Consider the following 14513-nt stretch of genomic DNA (forward strand, 5'->3'; position numbering starts at 1 on the left):
CATCCCAATCGTTTTATTAATTTTGCAAGTCGCTTTAATCAAGTAATTAAACAATCATGTTAGATAAAATCAATCAATTAGCTGAAGAAATTAAAAGCCTTGTCGCTTCAACGGCTGAAGAGGCTGAACAACTGAGAATAAAATATTTAAGTAAAAAAGGCCTGGTTTCTCAGCTGTTTGATGAGTTTAAGACCATTCCCAACGAACAAAAAAGAGAAGTAGGCCAGGTACTTAATACACTTAAATCTCAGGCTACTGATAAGATTAATGAGCTTAAGGAAAACTTTGCTTCAAACGGAGATGGAAAAGTAGGCATGGACCTTTCACTCCCTGGAACTTCATTTGAACTGGGAAGCCGTCACCCTTTATCAATTGTTAAAAACGAAATTGTTGATATCTTTTCACGTTTAGGCTTTACTGTCGCTGACGGTCCGGAAATTGAAGATGATCACCACGTATTCGAAGCACTTAACTTCCCACCTGAACACCCGGCACGTGACATGCAGGATACATTCTTTATCGCCACCAACCCGGATGTTCTGTTGCGTACCCATACCTCATCGGTTCAGGTACGAGTGATGGAGAAGCAGCGTCCACCCATGCGTGCCATTTTCCCCGGACGTGTGTTCCGTAACGAAGCCATTTCGGCACGTGCCCATTGCATCTTCCATCAGGTAGAAGGGCTGTTCATTGATAAAAACGTTTCTTTTGCCGACCTCAAACAAACCTTATTGTACTTCTCTAAAGAACTCTTTGGAGCTGATACCAAAATTCGTTTGCGCCCATCTTATTTCCCATTTACAGAGCCTTCGGCCGAGATGGACATCTCCTGCTCATTATGTGGTGGCAAAGGGTGTAACGTATGTAAATACACAGGTTGGGTAGAGATACTTGGATGTGGCATGGTAGATCCGGCTGTGTTAGAAGCCAGCGGCATCGATAGCAACGAGTACACTGGTTTTGCCTTTGGTATGGGCATCGAGCGTATCACCATGCTCAAATACCAGATTAAAGACATCAGACTGTTCTTTGAAAATGATAAGCGCTTCCTCGAGCAGTTTAAATCTGCTGAGTAAACATAAATATTATAAAACATTAAAAAACCCCTGTTTCGTTCGAGCAGGGGTTTCATTTTAATGGTTTCTAAAAGTCAAAATTTGATGTTTAATAACATTTTTTAAACTATTCGACCACCCGAATTTCGGTTGTAACCGGGATCGCTTTTTTATAAAGTGCCGACACACCACAGTATCTTTCCTCAGACAAACTCACCGCTTTTTCCAACTTATCCATTGGCAAATTCTGGCCTTTAAATTCATAGATTACGTGCATCTTCTCGTAATACTTAGGGTGCTCTTCTGTCAAATCTCCCTCTACAATTATCTGTAAATCTTCAATTTCCACACGCATCTTCTTTAGGATAGATACCACATCCATACCGGTGCACCCCGCCAGGGCAGTTAACATTAATACCTTTGGACGCGTGCCTTTATCTTCTCCTCCATTTTCAACACCTGCATCTAAAATTAATTTGTGTCCGAATAATTCGGTTTCCCAGGACATGTTCCCAGTCCATTTAATACTTGTTGACGTTTTCATATATTAATCTATTTAGATATTTAAGATAATGTTATTATCTAACCTTTTTATATCTTTGCCTCAAAATTATGACATTTATCACTTTTTTATTCATTCAGTTGTATTCAAGTTATGAAAAATATTCAAAGTGTCCCTTTCAGCGACGAAGTAGATTTGCTGTCATATGAAATCTTCAGCGGGTTAACAGAAGAGGAACTAGACTCTTTGACGCAGTCAATGAGCTGCACCCTCCACAAACGGGGTAACATTCTTTACCACGAAGGTAGTCGTATTAATGGAGCTTATGTAGTTATTAAGGGGATATTGAAGATCTACAAAACCGGATTTGACGGGAAAGAGCAGATCATCCGCTTTGCTAAAGATGGTGATTTAATTGGGTTTAGGTCGGTTGTGAGCGATGAATTGGCCTGCACAACTGCAAAGGTGGTTAATGATGCGGTGCTGTGTTACTTGCCTTCCGATGTGCTAACCAGTTTAATAAAGGTTAATCCTGAGTTTGCCATGTCGCTAATGAAATTGACTTGCCGGGAATTGGGTGAATCCAACAAGTTCTTAACCGATATTGCTCAAAAAACAGTGCGAGAGCGACTGGCCGAAGTGCTGCTGCTATTAATGGATACATTTGATTTGGATGAAGATAATACACTCCAGATTTCATTAACCCGCGAGGAACTGGCAAACATGGTTGGTACCGCTACCGAATCTGTTATCCGTCTGTTATCTGAATTTAAGTCTGATAAACTGATTGAACTGAATGGGCGTAAGATTAAGTTGATTAATATCCCTAAACTCATCAAGATAGGCAATGTGTATATCTAATCGCAAATCGTCTAAAAAAATACTTAACAGCTAACTAAGAACGCCTGAACTTGAACAATTCAGGCGTTTTTGTTTTATCCTAATTGTATTTTTAACGGAGGGATTGGAAAATCCTTTCCACCACGCGACAATCCTTGTCTCAACGGTGTTATTTCGGCAGGCTCTCCTAACTTTGCGCTTAAAGCGGCTAATACGGCAGAGCCGGTAGGTGTGCACAACTCATGTTCAATAGGCCCCAGCTTACAAGGTAAACCATGCTTTTCAAATATTATTTTAGTTGCTGGCGCTGGTACCGGCAGGTAACCATGCGAAAACGTAATATGTCCGCCTCCCAAACTCACCGGCGAGAGCAGTATCGCTTCGGTTGGGGCCTCCAACAGTTGCAAACCCATCACTGCTCCTGTAATATCAATAAGAATATCCTGCGCTTCATGTAAGTAGGCATCCTCGTGATGTTCATGCTCATGGTCGGCTCCTTCATGGTGATGATGAGCATGAATATGATCGGTGAGAAAGGTGTTCTCTTTATGCGCTTTAATTTCTGCTTTTACCAGCACCTCTAAAGCTCTGAAGCCAAATTGCTGATAGGGCTCTTCAATTCCGAGTTCGGCAAATATGGCTTCAAGCAAATGATAGGCCCGGTGGCCAGACAGGTGCCCGTGATGATGCTCTATATTGATGTGAAGCCGCTGCGCACCATCGTGCGAGAGTGAGGTTGTGATAGAGGCCACGCCAATTTTTTCAGCGGCCAGTGTCATGGCTCCAAGCATCTTCTTCTCATCAGCACCAGCCGATATAAGTGCGGCTGCAAACATGTCGCCGGCAATGCCTCCTGTTGCGTCAATTAATAATTGCATATTGGTAAAGGGCTATGAGCTAACATCTGCAGTTGATAGCTCTTATTATACATTAAATTCAACTTTTCCGTAATGGTTGCATTACAAAACGATTTCATCTTCTTCAGCCAAAATTCCTCTGTTGATAAAGCTGTTGTGAGGCTCCAACACTTCGATAATAGAACGCACGTGTGCCGAGGCCTTCTCGCCAATCAATTCGCTGTCTGATGCAAAGTGCAAAGGGGCAAATGATTTATACTTTAGCAAGTCAATGTCTTCAAAATCCTTTGGAAACCCTTTTGGAGGGCGCTTTAACTTGTCTTCAAATAGTTGAGGAAACACCCGTGTAAATTTTTCATCGTGGATAATGGCCTTGTACTCATCCGCAAAATTATAAATCTCTTTACGGATCGCTTTTAGCACATCAGCCGGCGGACAATAACTGCCACCCGCTACCATAGAAGCACCCGGCTCTACATGCAGATAGTACCCTGCTAAACTACTTTTGCGTCCTCCTTTGGCAACAAAACCACCCATGTTAGTTTTATAAGGCGATTTATCTTTAGCAAAGCGCGTATCTCTGTAAATGCGGAACACACAGTCCTTTGGTGTTAAAACTCCCACACTCGGATCAACAGCATAAACCATGTCGATAAAATGCTGCATCGATTGCTCAAAAGAGGCCTTGGCCTCCATATAAAAAGCTTTGTTATCGTTAAACCAATCTCGATTATTATTAGCCTTAAGCTGAGATAGAAAATCAAATACAAAAGGGTCGACCATATTATAGTGTTTGTAGATGAATGCGTAAAATACAAATTTAGCTTAATAGTTAAACAGGCACAAACACGAAGTTACTAACTAACAGGCAAGGTTTTTTTAATAAACATTAAACAGCAATAGGACGAATGCACCCAAAAACCTTGTGTTATTACCAAAGGCACATTAAATTTGGCACAGGGAGAAAATTAGAAACTTTGACCCAATGAACGAATGACAAACTATGCTATTATTGTTGCCGGAGGTAGCGGCACTCGTATGGGAAGCCATATTCCCAAGCAGTTTCTTAAAATTAATGGTCTACCGGTTTTAATGCATACCATTACTACTTTTTACAACTTCGACGCTTCTTTACAACTGATTCTGGTACTACCTGAGGATCAGATGGCCTATTGGCAAGAACTCTGCCAACAGCATCAGTTTACCATTGAACACTCTATCGCCAAAGGAGGGACTACTCGCTTTGAGAGTGTTAAAAACGGACTCCGGCACATTAAAGCACCTGCATTGGTTGGTATACACGATGGCGTGCGCCCATTTGTATCGCCCGATACACTTAAACGCTGCTATCACCATGCCAAAGCCTTGGGCAATGCAATTCCCGTGCTCGATGCCTTTGAATCGGTGCGACAGGTTAATGACGAATGCAGCAAGGCCCTCGATCGCTCTACTATTAAGCTGGTACAAACGCCTCAGGTATTTCATACCGACAACCTGCTTCCGGCCTATAACCAACCATACACGCCTCTCTTTACCGATGACGCCTCTGTGGTAGAAGCCTACGGCAAAACCATCCACCTGGTGGCTGGTAACCGCGAAAATATTAAGATTACCACCCCTTTTGACCTGGTATTGGCAGAGGCATTTATCAAGGCTGGATTTGAGGAAGTAGAGGAGGAGGAAGATGAAATTGCTCTGTAAACTTTAAGGACCCACATCCAATTATGCCGAAAATGCCATCTTCTCACTAACGCAAGCTGTGGTGAGACCAATCTGAAGAGGCGGGAAGTCAATTTAATAACGATTAATGGCAAGAAGCTTACGTTAGTCAGAAGGTGATTAGGTAATGGTCGTTCACCTTATCACCTTTCAAAAAAAGGCCTAAGCATATAAATGTGTATGTAATTGCCTTACCCAATTAATTAGATAAAAAAATAGCCGCTCTCGCAATGAGAACGGCTATATGTAGCTTATCGGTCTATCGTATTAATAGCGGTAATGCTCTGGCTTGTATGGGCCATCAGGATTTACGCCAATATAGGCTGCCTGCTCATCGCTCAGACGGGTAAGTTTAACACCTAACTGCGCCAGGTGCAAACGAGCAACTTCCTCATCCAGGTGCTTAGGCAAAGTATAGACGCCTACCTCGTAGTTATTTTTCCAGATTTCAATCTGGGCCAGTGTTTGGTTGGTAAACGAGTTACTCATCACAAAACTTGGGTGACCAGTGGCATTTCCAAGGTTAACCAAACGTCCACGGGACAACAGGATAATACTATGCCCATCGGGAAAACGGAACTTATCAACCTGCGGCTTGATGTTAATCTCTTCAATGCCCGGATAGTTTTCCAGCTTTTCAACCTGAATCTCATTATCAAAATGACCAATGTTACATACAATGGTTTGGTCTTTCATTTGCGCCATGTGATCAACAGTAATCACATCTTTGTTTCCGGTGGTCGTTACCACAATGTTAGCTTCGCACAAAGCGTCTTCAACAGTTGACACCTCAAAGCCTTCCATGGCGGCTTGCAGAGCACAAATAGGGTCTATCTCGGTTACGATTACTCGCGCCCCGAAACCACGCATACTCTGCGCACAACCTTTACCCACATCACCATAACCACAAACCAACACCGTTTTACCGGCCACCATCACATCGGTACCACGCTTAATACCATCGGCCAAACTTTCACGACAGCCATAAAGGTTATCAAACTTAGATTTTGTAACAGAATCGTTAACGTTAATTGCAGGGAACAATAGCTCACCACGCTCCATCATCTGATACAGACGGTGTACACCAGTAGTTGTCTCTTCACTTACGCCTTTAATGTCATCAGCAACTTTCTTCCAGCGCTGTGGATCTTCATTAAAAGTGCGCTTTACCAAGGCCATCAGCTCGCGAAAATCCTCACCTTCGCTACTGTAATCAGCCTCTAAAATGGCTGGGTTACTTAAAGCTTCAACTCCTTTGTGAATCATTAAAGTAGCATCACCACCATCGTCTACAATCATTTCAGGACCAAGGCCATCTCCAAAATTCAAGGCTTTTTCGGTACACCACCAGTACTCCTCAAGCGTTTCGCCTTTCCAGGCAAAGACCGGCACACCCGCCTCTGCAATTGCCGCGGCTGCATGGTCTTGTGTACTGTATATATTACAGCTACACCAGCGCACAGTTGCCCCTAACTCAACCAGTGTTTCGATTAAAACAGCCGTTTGAATAGTCATGTGCAACGAACCCATGATGCGTGCTCCTTTCAAAGGTTTTTCAGCCCCATATTTTGCCCGAAGTGCCATTAATCCAGGCATCTCCTTTTCGGCTATATCAATTTCTTTTCTCCCGTATTCAGCCAAACTCAGGTCAGCTACTTTAAAATCAGCCATAACTGTTATCTTATTTTGTTGATTTCTATTTAAAAAGGATTACAAAAGTAGTAAAAATTCTTTGAAAAAGCTGATAGCCAATTGCTACTGCTCTGAGGCTTTTGAAGAACAGGGGAGAAGGATGGTGTGAGCTGATGATTAATTGCCCTGTCAAGATATAATGAACCTAATGCAGCCGAAAGTCATCCTTCTGAGGACGACGCGGTTAATGAAGGATACAATAATCGATAAATAGAGGGCTGCTCCATACATTATGCCTGAGCTACAATGGCTCGGATGGTTACTTCGTCCTTTTTCAATTGAGCAATCAACTCATCAACATTGGTAAATTTTTGCTCATCTCGCACACGGCTGATAAATTGCAGTTCCACCTCTTCGGAATATATATCGTGGTTAAAATCAAAGATATGCACTTCCAGTGAACGATGATCAACATTGTGATTAACGGTTGGCCGATAACCAATATTTAACATGCCCCCATAATCTTTTCCCTCAACCCGCACCTTTACGGCATACACCCCATCGGGTGGAATAAGTTTGTGCGGCTCCTCCACTTCAATATTAGCCGTTGGGTAGCCGATGCGTCGTCCCAATTGCTGACCGCCCACAACACGCCCCGAAACGGTGTAACGGTAGCCCAATATTTTATTGGCCGCCTGCATTTGTCCAGCCAGCAAATGAGTCCGAATATCTGTTGAGCTGGTTTGCATGCCATCTGTTAGCACGGCCTCCACCATAGAAATTTGGAAATTATACTGACGTGCAAAGGTCTGGTATTCGTCATAGCTGTGCTGACGCCCCTTGCCAAACCGGTGATTATATCCAACCATCAAATGGTAGATACCCAGCTTATCGATAAGAATTTGTTGTATAAACTCTTCTGCTGTAAGGTTAGCAAGTTCGAGTGAAAATGGAATCAACACCAGGTGGTCAATGCCCAACTGACCAAACAGTTTGGTACGCTCCTCGGGCGAAGTTAAAAACCTCAGCTTATCAGCATCCTGCTTAAGCACCATGCGTGGGTGCGGCCAAAAGGTAATCACCACCGACTCGCCATCTACTTCTTTGGCTTTTTCGGTAAGGCGCCCTAAAAGCACCCGATGGCCTGTATGCACCCCATCAAACATGCCGATGGTTATAACTGGCCGCTGTGCTTTGAATTTTGATAAATCGGAGTGTACCTTCACAGAAAAAGTTTTGCGCAAAAATACTATTAAAGCGGCAAGAGTCAAGTTAAATGGCTTCAGAATATTACATTGTGAGTGAGAGGCAAGTATCAGCTCACCCTCTAACTTACTTACTCAGAATGGGGATAAACCTCCTGACTCTCATCGCAAAAGTGCCCATCTTTTTTAACCCTTCCTGTTATTTTTTACACTGATTTCAAGTTTCGTCATTCTTTCAGAAATCCATGAGTGCCTTTAATTTTTTATAGCCTGTCCGGCTAACTTTTAGCTTACAGTGAGAATTGAGAATGGCCAGAAAGGTATCTTTATCATACGGCTCAAGCCTTTCAATCTTCTCAACATTAACAATATAACTGCGATGAGTTCGAACAAAGCGGTTTTCGGGCAAGTGCTGTTCGAAGTACTTCATGGTCTTGGACTTCAGATAATGTCCTCCAGCCGTATGCAACATGACATAATCATCGTGTGCCTCAATATACAGCAAGTTATCCAGACTAATAACCTCTAGTTTAGTGCCTTTTTTAACCACAATACGCTCCAGCTGACTCTGCTGACTTACAGTAAGTGGATCCAACTGCTTATGCACTAACTCCCCGGTTCGAATTTTAACAAGTACTTTCTCTAGGGCTGCATCAAATCGTTTTTCATCATAAGGTTTCAACAAATAATCAACCGCATCAAGCTCAAAGGCCTTCAGTGCATACTCATCATAAGCGGTGCTAAAAATAACGTGCAGGGGCTCTTCGATGACCTCAAGCAATTCGAGTCCGCTAATTTTGGGCATTTGAATATCCAAAAACAAAATATCCGGTTGCACTTCCTTAATGGCTTTTATGGCTTCAAATCCGTTGGCACACTCACCTGCCACCTCAATCTCTGCATGCTTTTTAAGGTAAGCTCTGATAATGCTTCGGGCAGGTGGTTCGTCATCAATAATGAGTGCTTTATAACTAATCATGGGTATAGATTTACTGGATTAAACAACCGGCCACGCCTATGGAATGCGTAACACCACCTCAAAATAATGATTTTCAGAATTAATTGACAGCAAATCGGAGCGGTTATAGATTAACTGCAACCGCTCACGCACATTGGCCAGTCCCACACCTTCACCTTTATGGCTAATTGCATCGGCATCATGATTGTTAATAATGCTAAACTCCAGTTCATCACCTATCATCCGGCAATACGTGCGTATCGTTACCGGCTCGGTACTTTCGTAAACTCCATGTTTGACAGCGTTTTCGAATAGAGGCTGCAGGATGAGCACCGGTACCAAGTGTGCTTTGCAATTTTGCGGTACATGCGACTCACAGAGTAAGCGCTCGCCAAAACGTACTTTCTCAATATCAAGATAGCGTCCAATATTTTTTAGCTCCTCACTTAAAGGCAACAGCACTGCTTCGTTCTTTTTGAGTGAATAGCGCATAAACTCAGAGAGCTTGTTTATCATTTCGCGGGCAGCATCGGCATCGGTTATGGTTAAAGCACTTACACTGTTTAAACTATTGAATAAAAAATGCGGATTGAGCTGGGCTTTTAAAGCATTCAACTCCGTCTCCCGCAATAAACGATTCATCTGCTCATGCTGTCGGTTTTTCTCTTCTACTTCATTGTAAAAAATAAACATGTAATACACCATTACAAACACAATAAACAGTAGTCCGCCAAAAGCACCTCTAATAATGAAGGCATTCGTGTTAAACAACAAATCGATAGCATCTTCGGCAACAAGAATCCGAAATAGGCCATAAGCCATTAACAACCAGCTGCCAACCAAAATAATGCCTGCAATCAGGTACTGAATGAGCAGGCTGAGCCAATCCTTCTCCCGATCGATATAGCGTATCGGGTACCAAATGCTCAGCCCCATAAAAAACATTAAGACGTTGACTATTAAACTATCGAGAATGGCCAAATTGAAAGGCAGCTGATAAACTACTGCATTGATGAAAGCATACACAAGGGCCACAATCAGCCAAACAAAACCATATAGTTTAAAAATACGCGTTTCTGAAAAAATGGGGTGGTTCATAATAAAGAGTGATTAAATGCTTCTTATTTCACCCCCACCAAAAATGGCAACCCCCTTAATAATGATCGTTTTGGAAGGGTCGACACCGGTTTCAGAAAAAAAGTTGCGCTTATCCGCAAATCCCCCAAAAATAGAAACCACCTCTGTTTTGACATTCCAATCGCGCGGAACAATAATCTTTGTTCCACCAAACACCATGGCAATATCCAAAACAGCACCTTCGGGTGAGAGTAAGCAGCGATCGAGGTACACATCGCCACCACCAAAAACAGCCGTTATCTTTCCCCCTTTAAAATTTTTGGATTCAACCTGCGTAACACCGCCACCAAATATATCGACTTCATCAATAAACTCATCCGCACCTTTTGAGGTTCTGTACATGGGCGCCTGCTCGCGCCTTTTAAAATAAAAAGCCCCACCAATTAAAATGATTAATACCGGCCAGAATTTAAAAATATCGCGGTAACTGATGCCATCAATCAGGTGTGGCAATAGATAAAACGCACCAATGGATAAGGTGATGAGGGCGGCTGTATACTCCTTTTTTATCAGGTTAAAGATCCCAATAGCCACAAATATCATAGGCCAACGAAAAATCACGTCAGTTACCTCATAAGGCAGATATCCCAGGTTACCGAGCAATAACAACACACCTATTGCAATGAGAAAGCCTCCTAAAAGACCTCGCTTATTACGCTTTTTTCCTTCTTTCATATCATTAGATTTAAGTTAATTATACCTTTTTGCACTAAAGTAATGTAACTCAAATGACAATGCGAAAGAAATTCGGCCAACTGCGAAATTAAGCCGGTAGTCTGCGAAAAACCAGCTAAACTTAATCACACAGCTTATAGTTTGAAGTAAATGCCTCCTCTGTAGCCCAGCCCTTTAATAAGATCTGTTTCGCTCGCAAATCCCACAACATCACTTGTCAGCTCGGCATTTAAATACAGGAATGATGAAATTTTCACTAATAGTCCAGCACCCGCAAACAAGCTTAACCCTGTTTGGTTGAAACTGCCATTTTTATGAATAAGGTGCATGTTGATACCCAGATCGAATTTTGGTTTAATCCGCTTATAAGCCATCTGATACTCAAAGGCAATCGGAATCGTATAAATCTTATAATCACTGATTTCAAAACCTGTTGCTGTCTCTGATAGCAGGGTGTTAGTTGTGAATAGCAAACCCGATTTGGCATATACATTTTCATTATTTTGAGGCAACCAAAAGTAAAGCTGAATCCCGTACTGAGATTTATAATCCGCGAACATATTGGCTTTATAATACCCAAATACCGGCTCTACAGCTAAACTAAACTTCCTATCCTGCTTTGAATAGACTATACACTCAGTACTATTGCACTTTAAGTCATGGTAATCTTTGGCCAACTTAGTCAGGTTTCGCGAGTTGGGATGAGTAATACTTTCAATTTGTCGACTTAACTCAGGAGCATCATTAAAGTAGGATTTCAGAAAACCTATGTGTTGAGTGGACTGGACACCGTAATATTTGCCTTCTTTAACCACGGTTGTTTTCCTATACGGCAACGTAACAACCGTTGAGTCGTTATATGTAATCAGGAAAAAGTTACCTTCAGCTGTGCGGTAATAATAAAGATCTTTCTCACCATCAACCAGATACTCCACAAAAGCATCGGCTAATTCATCATTCTCGTGTTTTACTTTTTTTGAAACATAATACTTGCCCTTGGTAAATCTGTAGCTACGTATATCAAAAGGACGATATTGCTTTTCTTGGCCTTCTGCATTCATAAAATTACACAGCTGGCTATTTCGAACGTTGCCCCGAAAGTCAATCAACCCTTTTATTGTATCTCCGTTAAGTTGGACAATGTAACCTGGTCGATAATCGGATTGCGAAAAGGAAAGTGTACTGATCAGTAGAAACAAGGAAATTAAGGCCGTCTTCATTTAATATAATTTAATTTTATTCTGTGCAAATAAACTAAAATTATATCATATACCTAACTGAAAACAGCCTTATAAAGGGCTTAAAGCGCCCCAAACATTTCCAGCATCTGCCGCTGTTCATTATCGTCAGATTTGTAATAGCTGTCGATAAAACTTTCAGCTCCAGACCATACTGTGAGAATATTACCCTGGAAATTATCGCGCATGGCGGGCGTGGATTCGGCCCTGAATTTTAACATATCTTCCACCTGTACCATCGATACCTCAGGCTTCCGCCAGGAGCAGGTGGCTACCTTAAAACCCTTCATGGCAAAATACACGGCTGTTTTATCGGGTCGTTCGTAGTGCCAGTCGCAGATAAAAACATCTTTCGGTATCAGATCGATGGCGCGATGCGTATTGTTCATACTTGCTTCCCACATACCAATCCCTGTGGTTTTACCATCAATTAAACGATCGCCCCACATCCATAATTGACGGTTTTTGAGGGCCAGATGATTCCGAATCTTAGTCACTTCATTGGCATAAAGAACAGCTTTATCATGCCCGCTGCAACGTGGACAATTATCATCGCCAATGTAGAATACCTCGTCTAAACCGGCATGAAAGGCTGAGGCTTCAAAGGCTTCCATAAGCTCATCAACAAGCGCAAACACCACTTTATGCACATCGGGGTGCAGGGGACAATAGCTTTTGCAGTATAAGCCATGTTCATTGGGCCATTCATACTTGTCCATCATCGGAATATGAGGTGTTTCATCAAATTCGGGATACACTTTCAACAAATTCTCTAAGTCTTCGGCCCATGACTGATGCCCCAACAGATTAATTTGCGGAACAATGTTTATTGAATGCTTTTTGCCCATTGCAACCAGGCGCTTCACATCCTCGTTACTTAGAGTCTCTTTATCGCGAAGCTCAGGATGTGACTGGTAGGCATAATTATAATCAACACGTAATATCAGGGTATTAATTTGCAAGGGAACCAGTTCCTTTTCAACAAAGCCAATAAACTTATCAACGTGGCCGGCCTGTGGTGCTGCAATACTAAACCCACGAACCGGCAGCAAGGAGTCAATTTTACTTTGTGCCAACAGCGGCATCGATATTAACAATAATAAAATAATAAGGTTTCTCATAATAATATATTTTTAGTCTATCAATCGACTAAAGATAGTAATCTTAAAACAATATGATTGACGAAAGGTGATAATCAGAGAAGTGCAGCTTCCAGTAACAGGAGCTGATAATGCCTATGGCTGTTCGTTCACAAAGGCCATCATTCCATTTAAGTAGGTGTTGAAATCTATTTTCTCACTGCTTGAGTTGAGACAAACCACCACCATATTATGGGACGGAATAACCGTCACCCTCTGTCCTCTGTACCCATTAAAGAAGTACACATCAGCGGGCAAGTCGGGCATTAACTGACGAGATGCATTGAGCCACACATGCGCTCCATACTGACCTGACGATTGTTTAGCCGGAGTGGTGCTGTAGGCCACCCACCACGTGGGCAATAGTTGGTTCCCCTGCCAGTTTCCATTATTGAGATATAGCATTCCTAAACGCGCCCAGTCGCGTGCAGAACAATAGCCATATGAAGAAGCCACAAAATTACCTTGCGCATCTGTTTCAATCAGGCTATGCTGCATCCCAATGGGCGCAAACAAAGCCTGCTGAGGATATTGATAATACTCCTGATAAGTATCAAAACAAGAGCGGATAATTCCTGAAATAATATTGGTGGTGCCCGATGAGTAACTCCAGATTGCATTCGGCTTGGCAGCAACAGGTGCGGAACAGGCGTAATCAACCATGTCATTTTCGATGTACAACATACGCGAAACATCGGTTAAACTGGTGGTGGAGTAGTCCTCATTCCATTGTAACCCGCTACTCATCTGCAGCAGATTAGTTAAGGTAATAGACTGACGTTCATCACTACTCCATGCTGCAACGAGGCCCGACTGGTTAATTTGTAAGCGACCTTCCTCAACGAGTCGACCCACTATGGCTGCCGTTAGTGTTTTTGTCATGCTCCAGCCTAATAAAGGTGTGTATTCATCGATGCCTTCTGCATATTGCTCGGCAATAAGTTGCCCATCCTTAACCACAACAACTGCGCGAGAGATGGAAGTAAACTGCTTATTGATGTATGCTCTGAGCTTATGAACCTCTATATCTGCCGGAAAGGTATCAGCGATTAGCTCTCCCATAGGCCAGGCTAAATTTGTTAATAACGGTTTGGGAGCAGGAACTTTCCCTTCAATACTACTAAATCCTTTGGGAAAGAGGGTAGAGCCAGTCTCATCGGTATTTACAGCAAACTGCGAAACCACCCCAAGAACAGTACTGTTCACCACTCTGTCGTCGTAGTCAACCTCGTTATGTATATAATTAAAGGGGAATTTACTTAGTTCTCGGCGTTCAACTTGTTCCTGTGTTTGACCTTCGACAAAAATGCCAGAACACAGCATTTTAGCTGAGTAGCCGGTTGCTCCACGCAATAATGGGTACAGCACCCATCCGGCAGCTATCAACAACACAATAGCAATAATTGCTACCCATTTAAACCATCTTCCGAAATAGGACATGCGCTCGATTTAATCATTAGGCATGATAACGGTAAAAAAGTATGGCGCCTCAATAGCGGATAGGACTGCCAGACAAAATACCGTTTTCATGATAATAAAGGCCTAATAAATGTAAG

General features: G+C 42.4%; 14 protein-coding genes. 3 read left to right on the forward strand and 11 right to left on the reverse strand.

From position 1 onward, the window contains the following. Nucleotides 1–56: 56 nt before the first annotated feature. Nucleotides 57–1076, forward strand: a complete 1020-nt coding sequence (pheS, locus tag ACSX1H_RS02675; RefSeq protein ID WP_439182031.1) for a phenylalanine--tRNA ligase subunit alpha — start codon at nt 57–59, stop codon at nt 1074–1076. A 106-nt stretch (nt 1077–1182) separates the two neighbouring features. Here the strand turns inward: pheS and ACSX1H_RS02680 are convergent, their stop codons facing one another. Beyond that, nucleotides 1183–1599, reverse strand: a complete 417-nt coding sequence (locus ACSX1H_RS02680) for an OsmC family protein (RefSeq protein WP_439182033.1) — start codon at nt 1597–1599, stop codon at nt 1183–1185. Nucleotides 1600–1710: 111 nt separating this feature from the next. Between ACSX1H_RS02680 and ACSX1H_RS02685 the strand changes: the two genes are divergently transcribed. Next, nucleotides 1711–2418, forward strand: coding sequence for a Crp/Fnr family transcriptional regulator (locus tag ACSX1H_RS02685; protein WP_439182035.1), 708 nt, complete (start codon nt 1711–1713; stop codon nt 2416–2418). Between the two features lie 74 nt (nt 2419–2492). On the opposite strand, the gene larC is transcribed toward ACSX1H_RS02685, so the two are convergent. Beyond that, entirely contained in the window at nt 2493–3275 is a 783-nt protein-coding gene (gene larC / locus ACSX1H_RS02690; RefSeq protein ID WP_439182036.1) for a nickel pincer cofactor biosynthesis protein LarC, read from the reverse strand. Nucleotides 3276–3356: 81 nt separating this feature from the next. Beyond that, nucleotides 3357–4037 (reverse strand): DUF2461 domain-containing protein, encoded by a 681-nt coding sequence (locus ACSX1H_RS02695; protein WP_439182038.1) that lies wholly within the window; start codon nt 4035–4037, stop codon nt 3357–3359. Nucleotides 4038–4247: 210 nt separating this feature from the next. Between ACSX1H_RS02695 and ACSX1H_RS02700 the strand changes: the two genes are divergently transcribed. After that, nucleotides 4248–4955, forward strand: coding sequence for a 2-C-methyl-D-erythritol 4-phosphate cytidylyltransferase (locus ACSX1H_RS02700; RefSeq protein WP_439182040.1), 708 nt, complete (start codon nt 4248–4250; stop codon nt 4953–4955). Between the two features lie 285 nt (nt 4956–5240). On the opposite strand, the gene ahcY is transcribed toward ACSX1H_RS02700, so the two are convergent. From ahcY to ACSX1H_RS02740, 8 genes are all read right to left on the reverse strand, one after another. Beyond that, the gene (gene ahcY, locus ACSX1H_RS02705) at nt 5241–6644 is read right to left on the reverse strand and encodes an adenosylhomocysteinase (protein WP_439182042.1); all 1404 of its coding nucleotides are present in this window, start codon (nt 6642–6644) and stop codon (nt 5241–5243) included. A gap of 251 nt (nt 6645–6895) precedes the next feature. Then, nucleotides 6896–7831 carry a bifunctional riboflavin kinase/FAD synthetase gene (locus tag ACSX1H_RS02710; protein WP_439182044.1) on the reverse strand — a complete coding sequence of 312 codons (936 nt, stop codon included), beginning with the start codon at nt 7829–7831 and terminating at the stop codon, nt 6896–6898. Nucleotides 7832–8045: 214 nt separating this feature from the next. Further along, nucleotides 8046–8789, reverse strand: a complete 744-nt coding sequence (locus ACSX1H_RS02715; protein WP_439182046.1) for a LytR/AlgR family response regulator transcription factor — start codon at nt 8787–8789, stop codon at nt 8046–8048. Between the two features lie 36 nt (nt 8790–8825). Continuing rightward, nucleotides 8826–9866 (reverse strand): sensor histidine kinase, encoded by a 1041-nt coding sequence (locus ACSX1H_RS02720; RefSeq protein ID WP_439182047.1) that lies wholly within the window; start codon nt 9864–9866, stop codon nt 8826–8828. 12 nt (nt 9867–9878) lie between these two features. After that, a complete protein-coding gene (locus ACSX1H_RS02725; RefSeq protein WP_439182048.1) occupies nt 9879–10580 on the reverse strand; it encodes a LiaF transmembrane domain-containing protein in 702 nt (233 codons plus the stop codon). 134 nt (nt 10581–10714) lie between these two features. Further along, nucleotides 10715–11800 (reverse strand): hypothetical protein, encoded by a 1086-nt coding sequence (locus ACSX1H_RS02730; protein WP_439182049.1) that lies wholly within the window; start codon nt 11798–11800, stop codon nt 10715–10717. An 80-nt stretch (nt 11801–11880) separates the two neighbouring features. Further along, nucleotides 11881–12939, reverse strand: coding sequence for a family 20 glycosylhydrolase (locus tag ACSX1H_RS02735; protein ID WP_439182051.1), 1059 nt, complete (start codon nt 12937–12939; stop codon nt 11881–11883). Between the two features lie 114 nt (nt 12940–13053). Then, the gene (locus tag ACSX1H_RS02740; RefSeq protein WP_439182052.1) at nt 13054–14397 is read right to left on the reverse strand and encodes a serine hydrolase domain-containing protein; all 1344 of its coding nucleotides are present in this window, start codon (nt 14395–14397) and stop codon (nt 13054–13056) included. Between the last annotated feature and the right edge of the window lie 116 nt (nt 14398–14513).

Origin of the sequence: Carboxylicivirga taeanensis (assembly GCF_051851475.1) — a bacterium.
Lineage (GTDB): Bacteria > Bacteroidota > Bacteroidia > Bacteroidales > Marinilabiliaceae > Carboxylicivirga > Carboxylicivirga taeanensis.